We start from the raw sequence: 24,980 nt of genomic DNA on the forward strand, positions 1-24,980 counted from the left end.
TCATAGGCTGTGCCGGTTTGTGAACCGGCTTCCAAGGTTTTGAGATCGCCGCCTGGCTACTGCCGGATGTCATCAGAGCATATTCCATTCCCGACGCCGGACATCGGGTCCGGCACGGAATTGAAAGGTTGAGACAATGGCCCTCAAGGATATTCTGCCGGGTGAACTCGGCTTCGGCGCGGCGCCGCTTGGCAATATGTTCCGCGACATTCCGGAGGCGGAAGCGCTTGCGACGGTCGAGGCGGCATGGCAGGACGGCGTCCGCTATTATGACAATGCCCCTTTCTACGGCGCGGGTCTGGCCGAGATCCGCATGGGCGAGGCGTTGAAGGACAAGCCGCGCGCCGATTATGTCATCAGCACCAAGGTCGGCCGGTTGATCCTCGACGAGATTGAGGATGTGGGCGCGCGCGACCTGGGCGAAAAGGGCGGCGTCTTCCAACATGGCCGCCCCAACAGGATCGTGAACGATTATTCGGAAGATGCGACCTACCGGTCGATCGAGGACAGCCTGAAGCGTCTCAAGACCGACCATGTGGACATTGCCTGGGTCCATGACATCGCGCAGGATTTCTATGGCGACGAATGGCTCGCCATGTTCGAGAGCGCCCGGCGCGGCGCGTTCAGGGCGCTCGACCGGATGCGCGATGAAGGCGTGATCAAGGCCTGGGGCCTTGGCGTGAACAGGGTCGAGCCGATCGAACTGCTGCTCGCCCTTGAGGCACCCCGTCCGGACGGTTTCCTGCTGGCGGGGCGCTACACGCTGCTCGATCACGACCATGCGCTCCAGCGTGTCATGCCGATGGTCGCCGAGCGCGGTCTTGGGATTGTGGTTGGCGGTCCCTATAGTTCGGGCGCCCTCGTGGGCGGACCCAATTTCGAATATGCGCCCGCAACCCCCGCGATCCTCGACAAGGTTGCGCGCATCAAGGCGATCGCCGACCGCCATGGCGTGAGCATGAAGGCGGCAGGGCTGCAATTTGCGCTCGCCAACCCCGCGGTCGCGGCGGTCATACCGGGCGCCAGCCATCCGGGCCGCATCGCCGAGGACCGCGCCGCGCTCCAGGAAAACGTGCCCGCCGATTTCTGGCGCGAACTGCGGGCCGCCCGGCTCGTCAATCCAGCCGCCCCGCTGCCCATCGCCGACTGACCCGCAAGGCCGGAGGTGGCCGGGTCATGGCCCGGCCGCCTCATCCTTCGGCGAGGAAGGCCTGCATGCGCGGCACGGTGAAGTCGAGAAAGGCCCGCACGCGGGCCGGCAGGAATTGCGAACCGCGAAACAGGGCGTGAATATCATCTGCTTCGTCAATTTCGCCGTCGGCGAACAGTTCGATCAGTTCGCCACGCGCCAGGGCGCCGCGCAGATGATAGTCGGCGGTCCTGACGATGCCGACGCCCGCAATGGCCATCCGTCGAAGCGTCTCGCCATTATTGGCCAGAAGCGAACCGCTCAACATCCGCTCCACGATCCGCCCGCCTTCGCGCATCGGCCAGACCGGCATGGCGCGCCGGAAATTGAAACCCAGGCAATTGTGACCCGCCAGTTCCTCCGCCGTTCGCGGCGTGCCGTGGCGCGCGAGATAGGCGGGGGAAGCGACGATCCGCCGTCGTGTCTGGCCGATCCTGCGCGCCATCAGGCTCGAATCCTGGAGCTTGCCGACGCGGATGGCGACATCGGTGCGGTCGAGATACAGGTCGACGACATCGTCCGACAGGGACAGGTCGACGACGATCCTGGGGTAAGCCTCGAAGAAGGCGGGCAGGATCGGTTCGAGTGCCGTGGCTCCAAACGTCACCGAGGAGGTGACGCGGACCACGCCTTCGGCAGCGGCGCCGCCCTGCGCGATCTGTCGTTCCGTCTCCTCGATCCGGGCGAGCAGGGCCTGGCTGCGCTCATAATAATATTGCCCTTCGCCGGTCAGCGCCAGCCGCCGGGTCGATCGCTCGATCAGGCGCACGCCCAGCCGCGCCTCCAGCCGTGCGATCAGCTTGGACACGGTGGAGGGCGTCATCAGCATCAGCCGCGCCGCTTCGGAAAAGCTGCCAGCCTCCACGACCCGAACGAATACCATCATCTCGCCGGCTCGATTGTCCATGACCCACCTGTGATCCGGTTTCTCAAAAAGCGGAGGGATTATGCCTGCGCTGCGGGGGCATGTCGCCTGAATCCGTGAAGCAGGCTATCAGGTGACGAGGGAATGCTCCTCATCCATGGCGGGCGCGGCTATGGGGCGGCGCATCGGCACCATAGGCGCGGAACCGGCCCGACACATGCAGCGTCGCCAGAAACTGGAGCAGTCCGCTATAGTAGCGCCACTTCCCCGAAGGGGGCGACAGAGCCCACAGATCGGCCACGAAGCGAGGCCAGGGCATCCCCTCGACAGCGAGGGTGGCGACGGCGTTGCAGGCGACCAGTCCCCCAGCGGCTTCGGTGCTGACGGGCGTGCCATCGATGCGGTACAGCGCGGAATAACCCTCATTGCCGCGTGCCTGGAAAAAGCCGAGCAAGCGGTTGCTCAATGCCGCGGCGTTGGGATTGCGTCCCCACCACGCCTGATCGACCGACCAGTTCGCCGCCGTCCGGAAGGCATCGAACCGGAAGTCGCCATGCCCATGGTTGTGCCGCGGCTGCCCGTCAAATTCGGCATAATCGGGAGTCAGCGCGGTTTGCGGATGGGCGGCCTTGTCGAAGAAGCGGCGGCTTGTCTCGGCGATTTCCCGCCAGCGGGCGCGATCCTTCGGTTCGGGCGCGAACCGCGCCCATAGTTCGTAGAAGGCGGGCAGGTGATAGGATGGATCGGTGAAGGTGGCAGCGCCGCCGACCGGCACGAATACCACCTGCCCATGCTCCGCCGAGAACAGGGACCGCACGCCGTCGACGACACCGCCGTTCATGGCTTCCTTGTGCAGCATCGTGGTGAGCAGGGCGTCCGCCTGCGCGGCATAATCGTAGATGCCCCGGCCATTGCCCCAGCGGGCCGACGCCATGATGAGCGCGGTGGCGAAATATTCCTCACCGTCCGATGCGGGCACGGCGTCCCGCGCGCAGCCGGACGGCTGGCAGGTCCAGCGGAAATAACCGGCGCGTGGCCCCTGCCTGTAGCGCATGTGCGTGGCGGCCCAGTTCCACAAGGCGTCGAAGGCGGCCTTGCGGTTCATCTGCACGGCGATCATCATCCCATAGGACATGCCCTCGCTGCGTATATCGTCATTTCCCGTGTCGAGAATATAAGCCGCCGGGCCGTCAGGCGTGGCGGGCGCGGGATAATAGACGCGGTGATCGGCATCCCCCTCGAACAGCGATGCCCAGTAGCTCTGGAGCTTGCGGTCGATATCGCGTTTGCGCAGGCTTGGCCGCCATTCGCGGAACATGTTGCGATATAGGCCGGTTTCCGCCGCTCCGCGCGCGGACTCGGCCGAGGCGGGAAGGGATGCGGCGCAGATGACGGCGCAGGCGATAAGGCCGAGGAGGCGGCTGATCGCCGCACGGGCGGATGATCGGATCTTGCCGTGCATTCCGGCGTCCCTCGCGATGCCCGAGAAGATCATGGCCGGGGCTCCGGCAAGGCGGAGAGGGTGAAACTGTCTATGTCCAGCCATCCCCGGCTCGGTTCCTGATTATAGCAGGAGAGGGCGAATTGCTGCCCCTGGAAGGTGCCGGTCCGCCAATCATAGACCAGCGGGAAATCGCCGCCGACCTCGGTCCATCGGCGCCCGTCGAGGCTGTAGGCGACGCGGCCCGCAGCCTCGACGAAATCCATGTCGGTGCGCAGCCACAGCCGGTCGCCGCTGATCGGGACGGACGGGACGCGAATCTCCGTCCTTGGGCCGTCGCGCGTCGAATCCGTGACCTGCATGGTCAGCGCGCGGCGTCCGCCGGCGCCGCGTGTAACCGAAAGCTGGGCGCTGATCTTGCCGAAGGTGCCGAAGCCGCAAATATCCCCTGCGCGAATATGGGCGATGTCGAGCTTTGCGACTGCCCGGCTGCGCGGCCCCTGTCCCTTCTGCAACAGCGTGTTGCGCGCGGTCCAGATGCCGTCGGCCTGGGTCGGGCGCAATCGCAGGAAACCGGGGCGCTGGTTCAGCGACCAGCGGTCATCCTGGGGATTGTGATTCCACTGCCATTGCTTGCCCAGCGCCGGGCTGGAGAAATCGTCGGAGGCGGCCGGTTCGACAAAAGCCTTGCCCTGGATGGGCTTGGTCGCACGATCGGGCACGCGGCCGGGCGCCTGCGGCGTTCCCCAGACCGGCCAGTCGTCCTGCCAGAAGACCGGGCTGATGTTGGTCATGCGGCCGATCGGTCCAGCATCGACCATGACGAAGCCATAATAGTCGCCGTTCGGCAGATCGACGAGCGCGCCCTGATGGCCGCCCGTCCTGTCGTCGATCTGGGGTCGCGTTTCCCAGGGACCGGTCGGGCTGCGCGCGCGGGAGACGGTGAGGGCGAGCTTTCCCGGAATGGCGTTGAAGAGATAGTACCAGCCGCCGCGCTTGACGATCTTCGATCCTTCCGCGCCCTTGTTGAAATAGACGATCTGCGACTTTTCGACCGCCGTGAAATCCCTGTTCAGCGTCAGCAGCGTTACCGTGCCGTTCGATCCGACCGAAGTGGCGATATAGCCTGTGCCGTCATCATCGATGAACAGGCCGGGGTCGAACGCCTGCCGATCGAGTTCGCTGTAGGTCCATGGTCCGTCGGCCGATCTTGAGCGATAGATGCGTGTCTTCATGCCGACCGGCGTCACCGCGATGTAGAAGGTTCCCGCATGATGGCGCAGGCTGGCGGCGAAAAATCCATGGCGATAGGAGCCGCCGTCCTGCAGATCGAACTTCGGACTGCCGTCGAGCCGGGGCAGCACATGCCCCGCCAGCCGCCAGCTCACCAGATCCTTCGAATGAAGCAGGGTGATGCCAGGCGAATTGGCGAAGGTGGTGGACACGAAATAGAAATCCTCGCCCACACGGATGATGTCGGGATCGGGATAGTCCGCGAACAGTACCGGATTGCGATATGTGCCGTCGCCCTGGTCGGAGCGCCACGCCTGTGCGTCCACCGTGCTGGTGCCGATCATGCTTGCCAGTATCGAGAGGGCAGCCAGGCCGAAACGCTGCGCTATTCGTCCTTGATGCCATTTTTTCCGTATCGGGGAAATGGCCGCGGCAGATGTCAACCTGTTCCTGACCCGTATCATGCTGTTCTTTCCATTCGACGGGATAATTATCCCGTGGTTGACCGTTGAAATATTCAGTCACGGCGGGTGACAAGATGAGAATGGAAATTCCTGCTCCATATCTCGACTTGGTACCGACTCATCCAATTTTGAGCCGTATCAATCTGGTCTCCTGCAAAAAATGGGCACGGCATCGCTGATACCGTGCCCCAGTTGGGAGGATTTACCAGTTCGCGCGCAGGCCGATCACGAAATTTCGTCCGGCATATTGGCCGTTATAGGGGCGAGCCTCCTGCTTGTCGAAACGCGTCAGATTCACCTGCTTCAACAGATTCTGCGCCTGGATGGTGAAGATGAACCGATCATAGAATGGCAGCGGGAAAGAGACTTGCGCGTCCAGATAGTCAGTGGCGATGGTATAGAGGTCGCCGTTGACATTGTCGCATGGACAGACGCGGTTGAGATTTTCGTCCCGATGCACATAGGAAAGGCGCAACTGAATCGCCTTGCTCTCATAATAGGCTGTAGCATTGTAAGTCCACGGCGCCAGACCGGCGAGAAGAGCGTTGGGATTGAGTGTCGGGGGCACATTGCCCTGAAGCTTCTGCTTGATGTGCGTGACGTTGATGTTGAACCCCGTTCCCTTCACGAGGAAATCGGTGGGCTGTACCCACTGAAACTCCTGACCGGCCAGTTTGATGATGAGATCGGTATTGAGGCGTTGTGCCACCTGAATGACATAATTATTCGGTCCGCCACCAGCTGTAATGGCGGCCCGCTGGCGATCCGTCAGGGCATCGAAATTGATACCCAGTTCGCGGAAGGGGCGCTGGGTGTTCAGTATAAAGGGATAGTTGTAGATGTTTTTCCACCAGGCATTGAAAGTCAGGACGGTGCGCGACCGTGGATACCATTCTATGCCCAGATCATAATTATCGGCATAGAAAGGTTGCAACTTGGGGTTGCCGCTGCTGAAGGTGGTGGCATCCAGATCGAGGCTGAAATTGGGTTGCAGGTCTGCTGGATTGACGCCTGTCACTGTGCGCGCGGCCGCTCCGCGCAGCACGAGATTGCGTTGCAGCATATAGGCAAAGTTGGCGCTGGGCAGCCAACTGTCATATTTGTTGGAGAAGCTGCGGATCGTAACGCCCGTGCCGCCGATCAGGATGATATCGTTCACCCGGCCATTGGCGCGTTGAAAGGTATTGGCATAGCGCACGCCAGCGTTGAAGCGCAGTTCCCGGCCAAAAATCTCCTTGGTGCCGTCAACCATCAGATAAGCGGCATGGGTGTCTTCCAGCAGGTCGCGCCGCGCGAAGGAACTGAGATAGCTGGTCGGATCGGTCCCCGGATTGATACTTTCGCGGAAATAGTTGATGTCGACGGTATCGGCGATCTTGTCGAAGTCCGGCACCAGCCAGCCATTGTTGAATCCGGCGTCGAAGGGCGCGCCCTTGAACAGCGACATGGAGGGCAAGGGTACCATGTAATTGGAGAGCTGCGAGTCCGGAATCGCTTCCAGCAACGACTTCTCGGTCGATGTGAAGGTCGTGCCGCACTGGCCGCGCATGAAGCACCCGGCCGTCAGGCCGCCGCCATATTGGGTGATGCGACGATCGAACCGGTTTCTCATATAACCGACGGAAAACTGGATATCCTTGGCATCGCCGGCGACCAGGTCGAAACGATAGGCCTTCTGTTCCAGCTTCTGGCGCGTGATGCTGATCGAGGCGCTGTTCCACGAATAATTGTTGAACGACGCCAGGTCGATATTGCTGTCGATGGACGGGGTGAGATCGCCGGGCCGATAGGTGTAGGTCGCATATTGCCCGGTGGCGACCGGGGTCAGGTCGACCGGCGGCAAGGTCTGCTGTGGAATGCCGGCCGGACTGAAATTCAGGGGAACGCGGCCGGGCGCCGACTGCATCGTATATTGCAAGGCTTCGTTTGTCAGGCGCCCGCTGTTCATCATCCCCGACATGGAGAAGCGCAGATTGGGCCCAATATCCCAATCCATGCCCGCCGAACGGTAGAAGAGGCTGGAGGGGGTGTTGCCGCCGTCCGACTGGTTCAGGAAATAGGTGTTGGCGAAAGTACCCGATGTCAGAACTTTCTGGTCGTTCAACTGAAAATCAATCGGAATCTGGTTATTGTAGCTCCGCACGACCATCATCAACTGATGCTGGCGGAATCTGTTCTTCACGTCGCTGAACAAGGTATCGACGTGGAAGCGCAAATCCGGATTGGGACGATATTCGAAGTTGAACGATCCCCCCAGGCGACTGCGCTTGCCCACCGTTTGTTCCGCACGCATCAGGCGCGGAACCAGCGCGTAGCTCAGGTCCTGGCAACTGAGGCCCGACGTACCCCCGGGCGCATTGTTGAGGCACATGACGAGGGGGCTTCCTGCGGGGCCAAGGCCCAGCTCGCCCGGAACATTGGCCGGGACGGTCCTCAATGTGGCGCCGGCGCCGCCGCCATAGCCGCCGGTGAGGAGATTGTTCGAATTGCAGCCGGTGCTGGGATTGGCGGTCGTCGGACGCGGGCAGACCTGCGAGACGTTGAGCGTCGTCCAGCCGATCGTATCGAAGCTTTCGCTGCGGTAATTCCGTTGGGCATAGGCGAGCGCGCCCAATATCCCGAACTCGCCGATGCCCGTGTCGAACGTATCGCTGACGATCATGGCCGCGCGCGGAGTCGTGGAACCGTTCGCGTCCTGATATTGCCCTTGCGCCTGAAGGCTGATGTTGAACCCTTTGCGGTCGAAAGCCCGCAGAGGCTGGAGGTCCACGACGCCTGCGGTGCCGCCCTCGACCATGTCCGCGGTGGGGGATTTGCTGAGCGTGAGGCGGCGGAACAGTTCGTTCGGCAGGACATCCAGCCCCGATCCGCGTCCTTCATTGCCGGAAAATGCCGAAGTGGTGGTCGCAAACCCGTTGATCGTGGTGACGGTGAAGCCGGCGCTGAGGCCGCGGACATTGATCGTGGTTCCTTCCCCGGCGCGGTCGCGGTCGATTTGCACGCCGGGCAGGCGCTGCAGCGATTCCGCCAGATTGAGGTCGGGAAACTTGCCGACATCTTCGGCATAGATGGAATCGATGAAATTGGTCGCGCTCTTCTTGGCGTTCGCCGATTCGGCGAGCGACTGACGATAGCCGGTGACGATGATGTCGGAGGGTCGAACGTCTCCGATACCGGTGGACGAGCCTTCTCCCTGCCTGCCGCTCTCCGCGCCATCTTGTAGGGAGCCGCCGGTTGCCGGTGCGCTGGCAGCATCCGGAGGAAGCGAATTCTGCCTGTCGCCTGCGCTTCCCTGGGACTGGCTTGTCGAACTTGGAGTTGCGGTCTGCTTGGTGTGCGGCGCTTCCTGCGACCGCGACGGCGCTGAGTAAAGCGTGGCGACAGCCAACCCCGCCGTCGTCAGATGTTGCGCCAGACGCAACCGGGCTACCCTGGCCTTCATGATCCCTCTCCCTGTTATCGCTCCACATCGCGAGCATATTTTTCGCCTGGTCGCACGAACCCGGCCCCACAGCCCCGATCACCGGGGTAATGGTGTAGTTAGCGTTACCAATTTTTCGCGAACGTTGACGTCTTGCGCGTCACGAGTCTGACCAATGACTAAATATTGGTCAGATAGATTTCAACAAGAAAATTCACGGGGATAATGGAAAGGTCCGTTCAGGCCTGTGTGCTGAACTTTCTCCGTTGCGCGGCGACGCGCTGCTTGGCCAGTTCGACCTCATGAACTTCGGTTGCCAGCAAAATCGAATCCAGCACGCGGGTCAGGTGCTGGCGCATGGCATTTCGGGCGGCGGACGCATCCCTTCTGGCAAGGGCGGCATGGATCCGGGCGTGCTCCTCGATCCGGGGGATCACGCCGGCGGCATGGGCCTTGCTGGCCATCAGCCTGTATTCGGGAGAATGTTCGCGTGCCGTCCAGAGCGCCTCGACCGCATTGACGAGCGCACTGTTCTGGGTTGCTTCAGCGATCAGCAGATGAAATTCCCGGTCGGCCGCTTCGGATCGCGAGATATTGCCCGTTGCGCCTAACTCTATGTCATCAAGAAGCTTTGCGAGCGAACCGAGCTGCTCTTCGGTAATGCGGCTGGCGGCCAGTGCGCATACCTCGCCTTCGATCAGCCTGCGGGCTTCCAGAATCTCGAAAGGCCCCATTCCCGCCTCTCCGGTTTCGGCCGGGGTAGAGGAGGAGAGGATATACACGCCCGCCCCCACCCGCACTTCGACCAGTCCTTCGGTTTCAAGCGCAAACAGCGCCTCGCGGACGGTGGGCCGCGAAACGCCATATTCGGCCGCCAGCAGGCGCTCTGCCGGCAGGCGCTGTCCGATGGAGAATTCTCCGCTGCAAATCCTCTCCCGCAGGGCGGCTGCAATGCGGGCGTACAGGCGACTGGTGCCGGATGAAGACATGCTTGCCGCTTAACCCGAGCCGCGTCGGTGTCAACGGTCGGGCTATTTTTATTGAATTGGTCAGGCAAATATGCCACCTGTGGTCAGTCATATCGGAAGAGGATTGGTGATAGATGTCGGCGAATAAAGGTTGGCCATCGGAGAATGATCGGGATCAGAGCGGTCCAGCCCCAGCGTCGCCACACGGAATGCGAAGCGCCAGGATCATGGATGCGAAGGTGATCGTGACCTGTCCCGGGCGCAATTTCGTGACGCTGAAGATCGTCACGGAGGAGGGGGTATACGGCCTTGGCGATGCGACGCTGAACGGCCGGGAGCTGTCCGTGGTGAGCTATCTTCAGGATCATGTCATCCCCTGCCTGATCGGGAGGGACGCGCACCGGATCGAGGATATCTGGCAATATCTCTACAAGGGCGCCTATTGGCGGCGGGGTCCCGTCACCATGACCGCCATTGCCGCGGTCGACATGGCGCTGTGGGACATCAAGGGCAAGATTGCGGGCCTGCCCGTCTATCAGCTGCTCGGCGGGGCCAGCCGGGAGGGGGTGATGGTCTATGGCCATGCCAACGGCAAGACGATCGAGGATACGATCGAGGCCGCGCTCGACTATCAGCGTCAGGGCTACAAGGCGATCCGCATCCAGTGCGGCGTGCCGGGCATGGCGTCCACCTATGGGGTCAGCAAGGACAAATATTTCTATGAGCCTGCCGACGCCGACCTGCCGACCGAGAATGTCTGGAATACGTCCCGCTACCTTCGCGTGGTGCCCGAACTCTTCAAGGCGGCCCGCGAGGCGCTGGGCTGGGACGTGCACTTGCTGCACGACATCCACCATCGGCTGACCCCGATCGAGGCGGGGCGGCTGGGCAGGGACCTGGAACCCTATCGCCCCTTCTGGCTGGAGGATGCGACGCCTGCGGAAAATCAGGAAGCCTTCCGGCTGATCCGCCAGCACACCACCGCGCCGCTGGCGGTGGGCGAGATCTTCAATTCGATCTGGGATGCCAAGGACCTGATCCAGAACCAGCTGATCGACTATATCCGCGCGACGGTGGTGCATGCGGGCGGCATCACCCATCTGCGCCGCATCGCTGCCCTGGCCGATCTCTACCAGGTCCGCACCGGCTGTCATGGCGCGACCGACTTGTCGCCCGTCTGCATGGCCGCCGCGCTGCATTTCGACCTGTCGGTGCCCAATTTCGGCATCCAGGAATATATGCGCCATACCGCGGAGACCGATGCGGTCTTCCCCCATGCCTACAGCTTCGCCGATGGCATGATGCATCCGGGCGACAAGCCGGGCCTGGGCGTCGATATCGACGAGCAACTCGCCGCCCAATATGAGTATCAGCGCGCTTTCCTGCCTATCAACCGGCTCGAAGACGGCACCATGTGGAACTGGTGAGCACGGTGCCGGTCGGTTGGCGCCCCATGGGAGCTGGGGCATCGTGGCTGGCAGGCGGGTTGCTTGCCCTTTCCGTTCCGAGCGTGGCCCATGCCTGTTCCGCGCCGGTCAGCATTTGCGACAGGGCGACGGCGGGCGGCATCCCCTTGATCGCCAAGGGGCGTCCGATATCCGTCGTCGTGGATGCCGGGGCCGATCCGGCGGTGCTGGCGGCCGCGCAGGGCTTTGCCGGGGACATCGGCCGCGTCGCGGGGAGCGCCGCCGCGGTGCTGGACCGGCCGTCGACAGCGGCGGATGCGGTCGTGCTGATCGGGGAGCTGGGCCGCAGCCCGATGATCGACCAGCTGGTCGCCGCCGGCCGGATTTCGTCTTCGGACCTTGCCGGGCGATGGGAAGCCTATCGCCAGATCATTGTGGACCGGCCTTATCCCGGCATCGCAAGGGCGCTGGTCATCATGGGCGCGGATCGGCGGGGCACCGCCTTTGGCGCCTACGACCTGTCGGAAAAGATCGGGGTGTCGCCCTGGAACTGGTGGGCGGATGTCCCGGTGCGCCGTCGGTCCGACCTCTTCGTGACGGCGGGCACCCGTACCGATGCCCCCAGGGTCAGATACAGAGGCATCTTCATCAATGATGAGGAGCCTTCCTTCGGCACCTGGGCGCGCACGAAATTCGGCGGCGTGAATGCGAAACTCTACGCCCATGTCTTCGACCTGATTCTGAGGCTGAAGGGCAATTATCTCTGGCCCGCCATGTGGGGCAAAGCGATCGGCGCGGACGATCCTGAAACGATGAGGCTGGCCGACGCCAGAGGCATCGTCCTGGGCACCTCCCATCACGAGCCGATGACGCGGGCGCAATCCGAATGGCATCGCGACAGGGAAAGGGGCGTCACGGGCGGGGCGTGGGATTATACGACCAACGCGGACAATCTGCGCAGATTCTGGCGCGGCGGCATCGAACGGATGATATCGGACGGCAGCCGTGCCCGGCCGATGGAGCAGCTCGTCACGATCGGCATGCGCGGCGACGGCGACGAGCCGATGGGCGAAGGCACGGCCATCGGCCTGCTGGAGCGCATCGTCACCGATCAGCGCCGCATCATCGCCGAGGTCACGAAGCGGCCGGCCGCCGATACGCCGCAGGTCTGGGCGCTCTACAAGGAGGTGCAGGATTATTACGACAAGGGGCTGAAGGTTCCGGACGACGTCACGCTGCTCTTCGCCGACGACAATTGGGGACAGGTGCGCCGTCTTCCCACCAGCGATCTCCATCGCTCCGGCGGCTACGGCGTCTATTATCATTTCGACTATGTCGGCGGCCCGCGCAGCTATAAATGGATCAATACCAACCAGATCGAAAAAACCTGGCAGCAGATGGACCTGTCCTATCGGCGGGGGGCGAAGGCGCTGTGGGTGGTCAATGTCGGCGATCTGAAGCCGATGGAATTTCCGATCGACTTCTTCCTGAAGATGGCCTGGAACCCCGAGGCCATGACGCCCGAGGCGCTGGCCACATTCCCGCGCGAGTGGGCGAGGGCGATATTCGGAGACGGGCTGGCCCCGGCGATCGGCGATCTTGTCAGCGACTATTCCCGCCTTGCCGCGCGCCGCAAGCCGGAATTGGTCGATGCCGGAAGCTTCGCGCTGGGAGCGGTTTCGCCCCGGTCCCTGGACGGTGGCGAATTCGCGGCCATGGTCGATGAATGGGATGATCTGGCGCGGCGGACGGCCGCGATCGGGCGCCGATTATCTCCGGACCAGAAGGATGCCTGGTTCCAGCTTGTCGAATATCCGGTCGCTGCCATGACCAATCTCTACCATCTCCATTATGCGGTGGCGTGGAACCGGCGACTGGCCGCCGCCCAGGATAGACGCGCCAACGCGTTTGCCGACGAGGCGGAGGCGGCCTTCCGCAAGGATCGCGCCCTCGCTGATGCCTATCATGCGCTCAATGGCGGCAAATGGGACGGCATGATGCTTCAGACCAAGTTCGGCTACACGTCATGGAACGATCCCAAGACGGAAGTGATGCCTGCTTTGGTCCGCATCGGGACCGTCGGGACGAAGAGTCCTGCGATCCATTTCGCCAAAGTGGGTCGAGCGCCGGGGATTGTGTCTGGCGTGGAGGCATCCGAATTCCTCCAGAAGGCCGGTGGTGGTGGTCTGGAATGGCAATTCATCCCGCGCCTTGGCCGAACGGCGGGCGCCGTCGTCGCATTGCCGCAGGGGCGTCCCGCTACCAGCCCGGCGGACGGTGTTCGCATCGACTATCGGATGAGGCTGGCCAGCGCAGGGGAGGCGACGCTGCGCCTTTACATGATCCCGGCGCTCGACACCGATGGCGGCGGCGGACTGCGGATCGGCGTGTCGGTCGATGGCGGGCCGGTCAAGGTCGCGACCATGAATCTGAAGGTCGATGGCCCTGACTGGTCGCGGGCGGTCCGGGACAATGGCTTTCCCCTTGATGTCGCGGTGGGGAAATTGGCGGCGGGCCATCACAAGGTGAGCCTGTGGCGCATCGATGACAATATGGCGGTGCAGAAACTCGCATTGTTCAGTGGACCGCCGCCCTTGGACTATCTGGGGCCGGCAACGGGCGCATCATCAGGCCGTTGACAGGGGAAGTGCGGGCTGAAGGCGCTCGGAATGGGGGCGTCTTCAACGTGCGCGTTAGCCCGCCGGTCGGCGTCATATCCACGTCTCCAGCCTGACCGTCTTTGGGCGGCCATAGTGTATATTGGTGCCGGGGTTGCGCGCAGCTTTGATCCGGAGGGGGACGCCCTGACGGTCGATGTCGGGTTCGCGTGGCCTGAAGACGGAAGCAAATGAATGTTTTGGAAGGATAAAAATTCTTCCGATGAATTTCTCCCAATAGATTCAATGCTCATCCCTTTGCAACAAATGGCCGCCCCTCAAGGCAATAGCTCTCAAATCTGTTGCTCGCCGCTTCCAGTCATGGATGTGCGGTTCGCGGCGGGATAAGCCTCGGTTCGTCGCGCGAACTACTCCAATGGCCTGCCCAAGTATCGCTGACCCCCTTCTGTTCATGCGTGAGAAAGGTTAATCTGAACAGGCAGGAATGAACCATGGCGCCCTTTCGCGGCGCCGTGGCGCACGTTTTATGAAGGTTAATGGAGGGGGTTCTGACAGCCGAAAACGCCAATCACGCGGACGGCAGTCGGACGGAAGCTGCGGTCATGCAGGCCCGACGGTCGAATTTTGAAGGAGTAGCGTGATGCGTATCATTTCCACAAAGCCCAAATATCTCCTGATGCTTGCCCTGCTTTCCGGTGCGGCATCGACGAGCCTGTCCGCTCAGGCGCAACAGGCGCAGGAACCACCCGCCGCCGACGTTTCGGCGAGCGTCGCCATGCCTGCGGCGGAGACGACCGCGGGGCCGGAGATCAAGGGCATCATTTCCGCGCGCAGCGGCGACAAGATGCAGGTGACGGCCGCCGACGGCACCAAATCCGTCATCGTCATCAACGACGCCACCAAGATCAGCGCCAGCAAGGGCTTTTTCGGTCTCAACCGCAGCAGGCTCGCCGCGACCTCGCTGCTGAACGGCCTGCCGGTGACGGTCAAGACGTTGCAGTCGGGTGAAGGACTGGTCGCGAGCCAGATCAATCTTCAGAACAAGGATCTCAAGACCGCCTCGATGATCCGCAACGGCACCGAGCAGGGCTTTGCCGAACAGACGGCGGCAACCGAGGCGCTGCGTGGGCGCATGGGCGAGATCGACCAATATAATGTCAAGAGCACGACGAACGTCAATTTCGACACGGGCAAGGCAGTGCTGTCGCCCCAAGCGAAGAATGATCTCTGTGCCGCGGCAACCGCTGCCCAGGGCATGAGCAATGCCCTGCTGCTGGTCGTCGGCTACACCGATTCCACCGGCGACGAAGAATATAATCAGGTGCTCAGCGAAAAGCGCGCCGGTCGCGTCGTCAATTATCTTCAGCAGGCCTGCGGCTGGAAGCCCTATCGCATGCTGACGCCCACCGGCATGGCCGAAGCGGACCCCCTGGCGAGCAACGATACGCCCGAGGGCAAGGCGCAGAACCGCCGCGTCGCGGTGAATATCCTGGTCAGCAAGGCCGTCGACGGGCTGTGAGCTGCGCGGGGCGGGCCATGCCCGCCCCCGACTTTCCACATCCCATCATCTATATTCGCCAATCTCTATGCCATGGCGATTGAGCTTGTCGTAGAAGGTCTTGCGGGGCAGGTGCAGTGCCGCCATCGCTGATCGGGCATCGCCTCTCACCCGCTCCAGCACCTGTCGGATGACGGATGCCTCATATTGATCGACCCGTTGGCTGAGCGGCAGGCCGGTATCCTGCTTCACCTCTTCCCTTTCCATGCCCAGCAGGACTCGCTTGGCGTAATTGGCCAGCTCCCGCACATTGCCGGGCCAGTCATGCTCGCTCAACCGCGCCCGCACCTCGGCACCGACGTCAGGCACCTGCCGTCCCAGCTGATCCGCCGCCTGATGCAGCAGATAGCCGAACAGCAGGGGCACATCCTCCCGCCGGTCGCGTAAGGGCGGAATGCGCAGGCGCACCATGTCGAGGCGATAGAGCAGGTCCGCGCGAAACCGTCCCTCCGCCACGCTGCTGTCGATGCCGGGCTTTGTCGCGGCGATCACGCGCATGTCCAGCGGCTGCGGCTGTTCAGCGCCCACGGGATGGATTTCCCGTTCCTCCAGCACGCGCAGCAATGATCCCTGAAGCCGGGCGGGGCTGCTTTCGATCTCGTCGAGGAACAGGGTGCCGCGATGGGCGCGGGCGATGCGTCCGGACTGGGTGAGCTGGGCGCGACCCTCCTGGCCGAAAAGGTCCGCCTCCGCGATGGTATCGGGCAAGGCGGCGCAGTTGATGGCGACGAAGGGGCGGCCGCGGCGGCGGCTCCAGCGGTGCAGCAGCGTCGCGACCAGTTCCTTGCCCGTCCCGGTTTCCCCTTCGATCAGGATATCGACATCGGCATCGGCGATCTGGCGCATATGTTCGCGCAGCCGCACCATGGCCGGGCTTTCGCCGATGAGCGGTTCGCCCCCCGCGCTTTCGGCGGCGGCGGCGCGCAGGCGTCGATTGTCGAGCACCAGCGCCCGCATCTCCAGCGCACGGCGGGCGGCCGCGATCAGATGGTCGGTGGCGAAGGGCTTGGCGATGAAATCGAATGCCCCCTGCTTGAGCGCGGATACCGCCATCGCCACGTCGCCATGCCCAGTCATCAGGATCACGGGGATCTGGTGGTCGACGGCCGATATGCGGCGGAACAGTTCCAGCCCGTCCATGCGCGGCATGCGGATGTCGGAGATGACGGCACCGGTGAACTTCGCGTCGAGTTGCGCAAGGGCTTCGGCGGCATCGGCAAAGCATGTCACCGGTATGTCCGCCAGATCGAACGACTGCGCCAGCGCGCTGCGCAGGGCATCGTCATCGTCGATGAGCAGGAGATGCGGAATATCGGTCATGCCTTCACCAATGTCATGCGAAAGACGGTGTGGGGGGCGTCAGCGACAAGATCGAGCGTGCCGCCAAATTCCACCATGATGTCGCGCGCTATATGGAGGCCGAGACCCAGCCCACCCGGTTTGGATGTCGCGAAAGGGACGAAAAGCTCGTCGCGCAGGGCGGGATCGATGCCCGGCCCGCTGTCCCGCACGTCGATGCACAGGCGGTCGCCATGATCGGCCAGATCCACCGCGACCCAGGCGTCTTCCCGGCCCGCCACCGCATCGAGGGCATTGTGGAGCAGGTTGACCAACACCTGTTCGAGCCTGATCCGGCCCGCTCGCACGGTCAAGGCCGGGTCTGGGTCAGGCAGTGTCAGCCGGACGCCCGCGTTGCGGAACCGGTCGGCGACCAGCACGCGCACGCCCTCCATCGCCTGGATGAGAGGCACGGGGCCGACTTCCCCCACGCCGCGCCGCGCGTAACGGCGCAACTGCGCGGTGATGCTGCCGATCCGGTCGGTCATGGCAATGATTTCGCGCAGGTTGGCGCTGGCCTTGTCCGGCCTGTCCCGTTGCAGGAACAGTTCCGCATTTTCAGCGAAGGTCCGGATGGTGGCGACGGGCTGGTTGATTTCATGCGCGACGCCCGCCGACACCGTACCCAGCGTGCCGAGCCGGTTGGCATGGGCCAGCTCTTCCCGCGCCTGGCGGTAGCGCCGGTCGGCAAGGGTCCGCGCCTCCATCTCATGCCCCAGCGCTTCCGTCCTCAGCGCCACCTCCCGTTCCAGCCGTTCGCGGTATCGCGCGGCCCGGCGGCGGCGCACGATCGTCCAGCCGACGGCGACGCCCAGCAAGGCCAGGAGGGCGGCGAAGAGGATGGTCGCGATGCGCGCGCGTTGCCGGACGGATGCCAGGCCCTCGCCAATGGGGGTCACATAGTAAAGCCGCCATCCGGCCACCGGCACGGACAGGCTGGCGCTCATCGCTTCGCTGCCGTCACGCATGCGGGCGCTGCCGTCGGGCCGCATCTGCATGCCGATCGGGGTCAGGGGCGCGCCGCCGAACTGCAAGGCGCGCTGGATGCGGCCGCGCAGCGCGCCGGGCACCGGCCGCAGCGCGAAGAAGCGCCGGACAGGATCGCTGCTCAGCAATAATATGCCGTTCTGGTCCGCCACGAACGTCCAGGCCCGCCGATCGGCCCAGGCGCGTTCGATGGCGTCGAATTCCACCTTGACCACGATGACGCCGATCGGTCCCTCGGCATTTTCGACACGGCGCGAGAGATAGAGGCCTGGACGCCGGCTGACCGTGCCCAGCGCAAAATATTCGCCGCCTCCCTTGCGCCATCCCAACTGATAATAGGGCCGGAAGCTATAATCCTGTCCGACGAAGCTGTCGGGTTTGCGCGCGTTCGATGCCGCGATGGTGCGGCCGGATGCGTTCAGGATGAAGATCGCGGCCGCACCCGTCTTGTCCGCCAGCAGCGCCAGCTTGTCGTTGAGCGCCATGCCGACATGACCCGAGCGCAGTGCTTCATGAAGGTCGGGATATTCGCCCAGCACGACCGGAATGAGGCGGAATTTCTGCAATTCCGACTCCAGCAGCCGCAGTCTTGCACGGGTCTGCGTGATCGCGTCTTCGCGCTGGTCGGCGAGAAATTCGGTCCGGGCGCTTTGTTCGTAGCGGGCGGCGAAGAGCCAGCAGGCGCCGATCGCGGCGATCAGCAACAGCAGGGGCATCCAGGCGGAGAATCGCGTGAGGCGCATTTGTGTGGATTATCACACAATTGTATATCTGGCGATGTCGAAAATGAAACTAATGGCGCCGTCCAATATCCGAAATTCCACATAAAATATCATATAATCAATATGATAATGGAAATTTCCGCCCTGATTGCATCGGCCGGATCAAAGCGCGACCATCGCGGTCAATCGTCGGCGGGCAAAGCCGGCGACCCTGGAGATGGAGCGCCTGCACATGATCAGCCCGAATTTCACCCCCAGCGATGGTCCGCCGCAAAAGCGGGGCTTCGGCTCGCAGCTTTACGTGCAGGTTTTGGTCGCGATCATGGCGGGCGCCCTGCTGGGCCATTTCTGGCCAGCCTATGGCGAAGCGCTCAAGCCGCTGGGCGACGCGTTCATCAAGCTGGTGAAAATGGTCATCGCCCCCGTCATCTTCCTGACGATCGTCACGGGGATCGCGGGCATGAAGGAACTGGGATCGGTGGGCCGCGTCGCGGCCAAGGCCTTCGCCTATTTCCTGACCTTTTCCACCCTGGCGCTGATCGTCGGCCTGATCGTCGCCAATCTCGTGCGGCCCGGCGCCGGCATGAACATCGACCCGGCGACGCTCGACGGCGCGGCCGTCGCAGATTATGCCGCCAAGGCGCATGAAACCACGCTGACCGGATTCCTGCTGGACGTCATCCCCTCGACCCTGCTGGGGGCTTTCACCGGCGGCAATATCCTGCAGATCCTGCTGATCGCCATCCTGTTCGGCATCGCCATCAGCCTGGTCGGCGAGCCCGCGCAGCCGGTCGTCCGTTTCCTGGAGCGTCTCAGCCTGATCGTCTTCAAGCTGGTTGCCATCCTCATGCGCGCCGCCCCGATTGGTGCGTTCGGCGCCATCGCCTTCACCATCGGCAAATATGGCATCGGCAGCCTGGCGAGCCTGGGGGCGCTGGTCGCGACCTTCTACCTGACGTCGGCGCTGTTCGTGGTCGTGGTGCTGGGCACGGTCGCGCGCCTCAGCGGCTTTTCGATCTTCCGGCTGCTGCGCTATCTGAAGGCGGAACTGCTGCTGGTGCTGGGCACATCCTCCTCCGAAGCGGCGCTGCCCAGTCTGATCGACAAGATGGAGCGGGCCGGGTGCGAGAAGTCTGTCGTCGGGCTGGTGGTGCCGACCGGCTACAGCTTCAACCTGGACGGCACCAACATCTACATGACGCTGGCCGCGCTGTTCATCGCGCAGGCCACCGGCGTGGAACTGACGCTGGGGCAGGAAATCCTGCTGCTGGGCGTGGCGATGCTCTCGTCCAAGGGCGCGGCGGGCGTGACCGGAGCCGGGTTCATCACCCTGGCGGCGACGCTTTCGATCGTGCCGACGGTGCCGGTGGCGGGCATGGCCCTGATCCTGGGCGTCGATCGCTTCATGAGCGAATGCCGCAGCCTGACCAACTTCATCGGCAATGCGGTGGCGACCATCGTCGTCGCCCGCTGGGAAGGCGCGCTGGACCGGCGCAAGCTGGACGACGCCCTGGCCGGCCGATTGCCCGCCGCTCCCGCGATCGAAATGGTCGCCGAGCGGGCCGCCGCCTGATCATAGAATAAGAAGGGCGCGCCGCCCGAGGCAGCGCCCTCCGACTGGAGAGGATATATGACCCTACGCCCGCTCTGCTGGGTGGCGGCGCTTGCCTGCGCGACGCCCGCTTTCGCCGAAACGCCCGCCTATCCCGCCGCCGCGCAGGGCGACGGCGCCACGGTCAACGGCTATAATCTGTCCCGCTGGGCCGAGGACTGGCGGGTCTATCGCGACCCGGCGAAGCGCGACGACCCGCTCGACCGGCTCAAATATATCCCCTTGGACGATGATGGCGACATCTACCTGACGTTGAGTGGCGAAGCGCGGCTGCGCATGAACCTGACCGGCAACCCGCAACTGATCGAGGGACCGGAACAGCGGCAGGACATTTTGCGGCTGGTGGCGGGCGCGGACCTGCATGTGGGCGATCATCTGCGCTTCTATGGCGAAGTGGCGCACGGCCAGATCAGCGGCAGGAATATCGGAACCCCGTCTGGCACCTTCAACAACCGCTTCGTCTATCAGCAATATTTCGCCGAAGCGACGGGCCGGATCGCCAATGTCGATCTGGGCGTGCGCTATGGCAGGCAGGAATTCATCGATGGTCCGAACCTGCTGATCTCCCAGCGGGACAACAACACGATCCGCTTCGTGCTGAACGGCACGCGGGTCTGGGCGCGCACGCCCACGATGCGCGCGACGCTGTTCGACTTCGAGACGACGGATCTCGGCAATGGGGGGCTGGGCGACGATGTTCCCGACAGGAACCGGCGCTTCAGCGGCGTTTCGGCTGGCTTGGTGGTGCCGCAGAACTGGCTGGGCGGATCGAAGCTCTTTTTCGACCCCTTCTTCTGGCGGAGGCGCAACCGCGTCGGCACCTGGGGCGGGATCGTGGCGCCTGCGGTACGCTATTATGCCGGGGCGCATCTGTGGGGCGATGTCGGCCGCCTGGCGATCGATTGGACGCTGGTGCACCAATATGGCGAGTTTCAGGACCGGCCGATCAATGCCTGGCAGGCCTTTTTCGCGCAGAACTGGCGGATCGGGGAAGGAAAGACCGCACCCCGCGTCGGTCTGCATGCCGATTATGGCAGCGGCGGGGGGGGCTATAGCCAGGGAACGCTGCGCAACGCCTATGCGCCCTATGGCAACAATATCTATTTCAGCTACGGCCTGTTCCTGACCGCGACCAACATGATCGCGGTGGCGCCCAACATCAGCTTCAGTCCGGCCAGCAAGCTGCGCGCGTCGGTGGAATATCAGTTCACCTGGCGCGACGATGAGCGCGATGCCGTCTATCGCGCGAACTACACCCCCTATGTCGGGACGCAGTCGGTCGCGGGGAAAGCGGTCGCCCAGCTCGCTCGCGCGCAACTGGTCTACAGCATCGCTCCGCGGCTGACGCTGACGACCCGCGCGGAATATCTCCGGGCGGGAACGGTGCTGCGTCGCGCAGGTTATGCCGATTCCGCTTTTCTGGGAACGTGGATCAGCTTCCGCTTCTAGGGCGCCAGGTCGATGGATTTCACCTCCGCATCGGGAAGCGCGAAGCCCATGATCCGGGCCAGGGTCGGCGCGATGGACAGCATGTCGATCTCGCCGAGTTTTCTCCCCGCCGGGATGCCCTTGCCCATGATGAGAAAGGTCGATCGCAAATTGGCCGGTCCAGGGAAATAGCCGTGCATGCCCTTGACCGGCGTGGGCGCGACGACCGGAGCGCTGGCGCCGCGGAAGATGTCGGTGACGAAACCGGGCTTGAGATTGACATAGAAGCTGGCCTGCGGATTGCCGCCCATGTGCGCGATCTTCAGCCGGTCGGCTATTTCGGCGATACCGTTGGCGGGGTACGCCGCGAGCCGGTCGAGCAGCTTTTTGACCCGCGCCGTCAGAGCGGCATCGTCCGGCCGCGCCAGCATGATCGCGGCCGATCCGCCCGAAATCCACGGCATGGCGAGCCAGGAGGCGACTTTCCCGTCCGCGTCCAGTGTGATGAGTTTCTCATCGATGAAGGGACGAAACAGGTTCAGCCCCATGCTCGTCGCTTCGAAACCATGGTCGCTGACGAGCGCGATGACGGCATCGGGACGGGCTGCCTGTTCGGCATCGACCAGCCGGCCGACGATCGCGTCGATCTTTTCCAGCACCGCCTTCGCTTCGGGCGTGCCCGGACCCCTGGCATGTTGTTCATGATCGAGGGCGGTCAGGTAAACGGTCAGGAAATCCGGCTTGTGCGCGGCGATCAGCGCCGTGGCGAACCGGCCGCGATTTTCATCGCCCGGCAGGCTTTCGTCGATGCCCGTCGCATAGGGCTCGCCGACGGTCTGCTCCAGTTCCGTCTTTAGGCCCGGCGTCGCCAGCGCATCGAGCAGCAGCGCATCATCCGCATGGCCGGTGCGCCAGATCTGGGGCAGGTTCCATGTCACGCCCTTCGCCGCGACCGAGACCGGCCAGTGGACATTGCCGGTCGAAAGGCCAGCCTTCGACGCCGCTTCCCACAAGGTCGGCGCCTTGATGGAGGAGGCATACCAGAACCAGCCGCCCTGGTTCATCTGCATGGGGTCGAAGCTGTTATTGGCGACGATGCCGTGTCGCGCGGGCGAAACGCCGGTGATCAGCGTCGTGTGGCTGGGATAGGTGAGCGTCGGGAGCACGCCCGTCACGCCGGAGGCCCAGGCGCCCTCCTTCACGAAGCGGCGCAGATGGGGGATGGCAAGGCCGCGCTGCTCCGCCTCCAGCACATCGCCGGGCCGGAGACCGTCGATGGAAATGAGCAGCACCGGTTCCGCCAGCGCAACGCCGGGAGCCGTGGCGGCAAGCATGGCTGCCAGCAGCGCGAGCCTGTTCATCGGTTCAGAACCCCGCCCTGATCGTGGCGAAGAACTGGGCGGGCGCGCCGACCAGCAAGGTTTGCGCGTCGCCGCTGTTGCCGAAGCCGCCCGAACCGATGGTGCCGACATATTTCTTGTTCAGCAGGTTGGTGGCGTTGAGTTGCAGTTCGAGGTGCGGGTTGAAATGATAGCCGACGGTCGCGTCGACGATGACGCGGCCCGGCACCGACTGGTCGTTGGTATAGGTATAATAGCGGCGCGACATATAGTTGGCGCCGATCCGGCCATAGGCGCCGTCATGTTCATAATTGATCTCGCCCCGCGCCATATGCCTGGGGCTGTCGACCACGGTCTTGCCCTTGATCGCGGCCACCAGCGTTCTGACCGGATTGCCGCTGGCGTCCGTCGTGTTGCTGTAGACGTCATCGCGATAGGTGGAATCGGTATAGCTGTAGGAGGCGTAGAGGCCAAAGCCGCCGCCCAGCTTCAGGTCGCCCGCTGCCTCCACACCCAGGGCGCGGACATTGCCGACATTCTGCAAGGCGGATGCAAGGCCCTGGATCGGGCTGCCCACCGTCACCGCCAGCAGGCGGTTGCGGAAATTGACCAGATAGGCGCCGATCACGCCGTTGAAGACCGAATTATGATAGCGAAGGCCGAGTTCGTAGGTGTCGGATGCTTCCGGCTTCAGGCTGTCCTTGATCGCATCGAATCCGGTCTGGCTGGTTGAGAAGGGGCCGGTTGTCGTCGCGCTGGCGAAGGCGCGGGTCGCCTGGGTGAAGCCGCCGAACAATTCGGCCTCCGGCGAAAATTCGACGGTGAAACCGGCATGGGGCTGGAACCAGTCCTCCGCCTTGATCCGGCCTTCGGGGAAACTGGCCTTAACGACGGCGTCGGCCTCATTCGTGGCCTTGAAGCCCTTCCAGCCCAGATTGATCTTCACCATGCCCAGATCGATCTGATCCTGCACATGATATTGGATCGTGTCGGTCGTGAAATCGAACTCCCACTGGGTCGCGAAAGGATCTTGCGGATAGTCGCGGAAGCTGAGGCCCGGCTCGGTCCGGCTGGCGAGGGCATAGAAGCGGCGGGCCTGGTTGAACTTGTTATTCTCATACCAGCCGCCGACGGTGAAATTCTGGATGCCGAGCGAAAAGTCGATGCTGCCGAACACGCCGATCCGGTCCATCCGATATTCGGTGGTGCGCACCGAGATCGGCACGCCGTTGGGACTGGGCACATAAGGGGTGGCCCACAGGCCCATGCCCTTGTTGTTGTGATAATAGCCCTTCAGCTTGAAGCTGGCATGTTCGCCCAACGGCGCGCTGACGCCCAGCGCGCCCAGCCAGTCCTTGCGCAGGCCCGCCGCGTCATAATAGGCGTCGTCCAGGCTGATGACATTGCCGGGGAATACCGATCCGGCCGCCCGGTTGGATGGAGGCAGCCCAGTGATGTCCGATCGCCCGTCCGGGACGGGCAGGCCGCTCGAATTGTTCACCCGGTCGATATTGTTGGCGATGTCGGCATATTGGATCGCGCGGGCATAGTCGGGATATGTGTTGTCCCAGTTCCAGCCGAGGCGGCGGATCATCGACATCGACATGTCCTGATAATCCTGTTCCCGCCGGTCGGAATAGCTGAGCCAGCCGTCGACCGTTGCGGCGCCGACGGGGATCACGACCTTCGCATTGCCCATATGCTGGTCCTGCGTGCCGTTGCCCTTGAACTTGTCGGTCGAGCCATAGCCGTAGGACAGATAGCCGCGAATGCCGTCCCGGCTGCCGAGCGCCAGCCGGGCGAAGCCGCGCCATGTCTCGTTGCTGCCATAGGTCAGGTTGCCCTGCGCGCCGAAGGATCCGCCGCTCAGATAATCGGCGGGGTCGGCGGAGAATGTCTCGATCGTGCCGCCCAGCGCATTGGTGGCCTGCGTGCCGATCGACCCTGCGCCCTGGGAGACGCGGACGCTGCCGATATTTTCGGAACTGATCGCACGGGTGATGTGCAGCCCGTTATGGTTGCCGTAGCTCATGTCGCCCAGCGGAATGCCATCGAAGGTGAAGCCGAGCTGGTTCTGGTTGAAGCTGCGGATGGTGACGCGCTGCGACCATTCATAATTGCCGAACGGATCGGACGCCTGGAAATTGACGCTGGGCAGCTTTTCGATCGCCTTGAGCGGGTTGGTCCCGGGCGTCAGCGTCAAGATATCCTGGTTGGTGATTTCCTGCACCTGGCGGGTTTCGCCCCGGCCGAAGACGATGATGTTCGCGCCCTCGACCGCGGTGGAGTCGGCGGGCTGACTGTCCTGCGCGAAGGCTGGAACGGCGATGACGGATGCCGACGTCATCAGCAGGGTCGTTATGGTACGCATGGCCGGGAAGTCCCCCTTT

General features: G+C 63.4%; 15 protein-coding genes. 6 read left to right on the forward strand and 9 right to left on the reverse strand.

Annotated elements, in window-relative coordinates:
- Window positions 1-136 precede the first annotated feature (136 nt).
- Window positions 137-1,150 carry an aldo/keto reductase gene (locus MJ601_RS03915; protein ID WP_242123476.1) on the forward strand — a complete coding sequence of 338 codons (1,014 nt, stop codon included), beginning with the start codon at window positions 137-139 and terminating at the stop codon, window positions 1,148-1,150.
- Between the two features lie 40 nt (window positions 1,151-1,190).
- Here the strand turns inward: MJ601_RS03915 and MJ601_RS03920 are convergent, their stop codons facing one another.
- The 5 genes from MJ601_RS03920 to MJ601_RS03940 all read right to left on the reverse strand — a co-directional run bounded on the left by MJ601_RS03920 (window position 1,191) and on the right by MJ601_RS03940 (window position 9,602).
- Complete coding sequence (locus MJ601_RS03920) at window positions 1,191-2,096, reverse strand: LysR family transcriptional regulator (protein WP_242123478.1); 906 nt, start codon at window positions 2,094-2,096, stop codon at window positions 1,191-1,193.
- 109 nt (window positions 2,097-2,205) lie between these two features.
- A complete protein-coding gene (locus tag MJ601_RS03925) occupies window positions 2,206-3,549 on the reverse strand; it encodes a family 8 glycosyl hydrolase (RefSeq protein WP_242123480.1) in 1,344 nt (447 codons plus the stop codon).
- Window positions 3,546-5,072 (reverse strand): glycoside hydrolase family 43 protein, encoded by a 1,527-nt coding sequence (locus MJ601_RS03930; RefSeq protein WP_242123482.1) that lies wholly within the window; start codon window positions 5,070-5,072, stop codon window positions 3,546-3,548. Before MJ601_RS03930 ends, MJ601_RS03925 begins: the two co-directional genes overlap by 4 nt.
- A 322-nt stretch (window positions 5,073-5,394) precedes the next feature.
- Entirely contained in the window at window positions 5,395-8,634 is a 3,240-nt protein-coding gene (locus tag MJ601_RS03935) for a TonB-dependent receptor (RefSeq protein ID WP_242123484.1), read from the reverse strand.
- Window positions 8,635-8,852: 218 nt separating this feature from the next.
- Window positions 8,853-9,602 (reverse strand): FadR/GntR family transcriptional regulator, encoded by a 750-nt coding sequence (locus tag MJ601_RS03940; protein WP_242123486.1) that lies wholly within the window; start codon window positions 9,600-9,602, stop codon window positions 8,853-8,855.
- Between the two features lie 188 nt (window positions 9,603-9,790).
- Here MJ601_RS03940 and manD point away from each other — a divergent pair, with 188 nt between their 5' ends.
- The 3 genes from manD to MJ601_RS03955 all read left to right on the forward strand — a co-directional run bounded on the left by manD (window position 9,791) and on the right by MJ601_RS03955 (window position 15,124).
- Window positions 9,791-11,008 carry a D-mannonate dehydratase ManD gene (gene manD, locus MJ601_RS03945; RefSeq protein ID WP_242123488.1) on the forward strand — a complete coding sequence of 406 codons (1,218 nt, stop codon included), beginning with the start codon at window positions 9,791-9,793 and terminating at the stop codon, window positions 11,006-11,008.
- Window positions 10,996-13,626, forward strand: coding sequence for a glycosyl hydrolase 115 family protein (locus MJ601_RS03950; RefSeq protein WP_242123490.1), 2,631 nt, complete (start codon window positions 10,996-10,998; stop codon window positions 13,624-13,626). The genes manD and MJ601_RS03950 overlap by 13 nt, the downstream gene beginning before the upstream one ends.
- Window positions 13,627-14,245: 619 nt before the next feature.
- On the forward strand, window positions 14,246-15,124 hold the full coding sequence (locus tag MJ601_RS03955; protein ID WP_242123492.1) for an OmpA family protein: 879 nt from the start codon (window positions 14,246-14,248) through the stop codon (window positions 15,122-15,124).
- 45 nt (window positions 15,125-15,169) lie between these two features.
- Here MJ601_RS03955 and MJ601_RS03960 read toward each other — a convergent pair whose 3' ends face one another.
- Together MJ601_RS03960 and MJ601_RS03965 are read right to left on the reverse strand one after the other, a co-directional pair.
- Window positions 15,170-16,483 (reverse strand): sigma-54-dependent transcriptional regulator, encoded by a 1,314-nt coding sequence (locus tag MJ601_RS03960; RefSeq protein WP_242123494.1) that lies wholly within the window; start codon window positions 16,481-16,483, stop codon window positions 15,170-15,172.
- The gene (locus tag MJ601_RS03965; protein ID WP_242123496.1) at window positions 16,480-18,231 is read right to left on the reverse strand and encodes a sensor histidine kinase; all 1,752 of its coding nucleotides are present in this window, start codon (window positions 18,229-18,231) and stop codon (window positions 16,480-16,482) included. The genes MJ601_RS03960 and MJ601_RS03965 overlap by 4 nt, the downstream gene beginning before the upstream one ends.
- A 211-nt stretch (window positions 18,232-18,442) precedes the next feature.
- Between MJ601_RS03965 and MJ601_RS03970 the strand changes: the two genes are divergently transcribed.
- Window positions 18,443-19,783, forward strand: coding sequence for a dicarboxylate/amino acid:cation symporter (locus tag MJ601_RS03970; RefSeq protein ID WP_281061202.1), 1,341 nt, complete (start codon window positions 18,443-18,445; stop codon window positions 19,781-19,783).
- A 57-nt stretch (window positions 19,784-19,840) separates the two neighbouring features.
- Window positions 19,841-21,271 (forward strand): alginate export family protein, encoded by a 1,431-nt coding sequence (locus tag MJ601_RS03975; RefSeq protein WP_242123497.1) that lies wholly within the window; start codon window positions 19,841-19,843, stop codon window positions 21,269-21,271.
- On the opposite strand, the gene MJ601_RS03980 is transcribed toward MJ601_RS03975, so the two are convergent.
- Window positions 21,268-22,611 (reverse strand): alkaline phosphatase family protein, encoded by a 1,344-nt coding sequence (locus MJ601_RS03980; protein WP_242123500.1) that lies wholly within the window; start codon window positions 22,609-22,611, stop codon window positions 21,268-21,270. The genes MJ601_RS03975 and MJ601_RS03980 overlap by 4 nt on opposite strands.
- Before the next feature lie 4 nt (window positions 22,612-22,615).
- The gene (locus tag MJ601_RS03985) at window positions 22,616-24,961 is read right to left on the reverse strand and encodes a TonB-dependent receptor (protein ID WP_242123502.1); all 2,346 of its coding nucleotides are present in this window, start codon (window positions 24,959-24,961) and stop codon (window positions 22,616-22,618) included.
- Between the last annotated feature and the right edge of the window lie 19 nt (window positions 24,962-24,980).

It is taken from the genome of Sphingobium trunci, assembly GCF_022664535.1.
In the GTDB taxonomy this organism is placed as follows: domain Bacteria; phylum Pseudomonadota; class Alphaproteobacteria; order Sphingomonadales; family Sphingomonadaceae; genus Sphingobium.

Coding starts and splice junctions, on each gene's coding strand:
- MJ601_RS03955 (WP_242123492.1), top strand. CDS start 14,246: ATGCGTATCATTTCCACAAAGCCCAAATATCTCCTGATGCTTGCCCTG.
- MJ601_RS03965 (WP_242123496.1), bottom strand. CDS start 18,231: ATGCGCCTCACGCGATTCTCCGCCTGGATGCCCCTGCTGTTGCTGATC.
- MJ601_RS03930 (WP_242123482.1), bottom strand. CDS start 5,072: ATGATCGGCACCAGCACGGTGGACGCACAGGCGTGGCGCTCCGACCAG.
- MJ601_RS03970 (WP_281061202.1), top strand. CDS start 18,443: ATGATCAGCCCGAATTTCACCCCCAGCGATGGTCCGCCGCAAAAGCGG.
- MJ601_RS03980 (WP_242123500.1), bottom strand. CDS start 22,611: ATGAACAGGCTCGCGCTGCTGGCAGCCATGCTTGCCGCCACGGCTCCC.
- MJ601_RS03940 (WP_242123486.1), bottom strand. CDS start 9,602: ATGTCTTCATCCGGCACCAGTCGCCTGTACGCCCGCATTGCAGCCGCC.
- MJ601_RS03960 (WP_242123494.1), bottom strand. CDS start 16,483: ATGACCGATATTCCGCATCTCCTGCTCATCGACGATGACGATGCCCTG.
- MJ601_RS03925 (WP_242123480.1), bottom strand. CDS start 3,549: ATGATCTTCTCGGGCATCGCGAGGGACGCCGGAATGCACGGCAAGATC.
- MJ601_RS03915 (WP_242123476.1), top strand. CDS start 137: ATGGCCCTCAAGGATATTCTGCCGGGTGAACTCGGCTTCGGCGCGGCG.
- MJ601_RS03985 (WP_242123502.1), bottom strand. CDS start 24,961: ATGCGTACCATAACGACCCTGCTGATGACGTCGGCATCCGTCATCGCC.
- manD (WP_242123488.1), top strand. CDS start 9,791: ATGCGAAGCGCCAGGATCATGGATGCGAAGGTGATCGTGACCTGTCCC.
- MJ601_RS03920 (WP_242123478.1), bottom strand. CDS start 2,096: ATGGACAATCGAGCCGGCGAGATGATGGTATTCGTTCGGGTCGTGGAG.
- MJ601_RS03935 (WP_242123484.1), bottom strand. CDS start 8,634: ATGAAGGCCAGGGTAGCCCGGTTGCGTCTGGCGCAACATCTGACGACG.
- MJ601_RS03975 (WP_242123497.1), top strand. CDS start 19,841: ATGACCCTACGCCCGCTCTGCTGGGTGGCGGCGCTTGCCTGCGCGACG.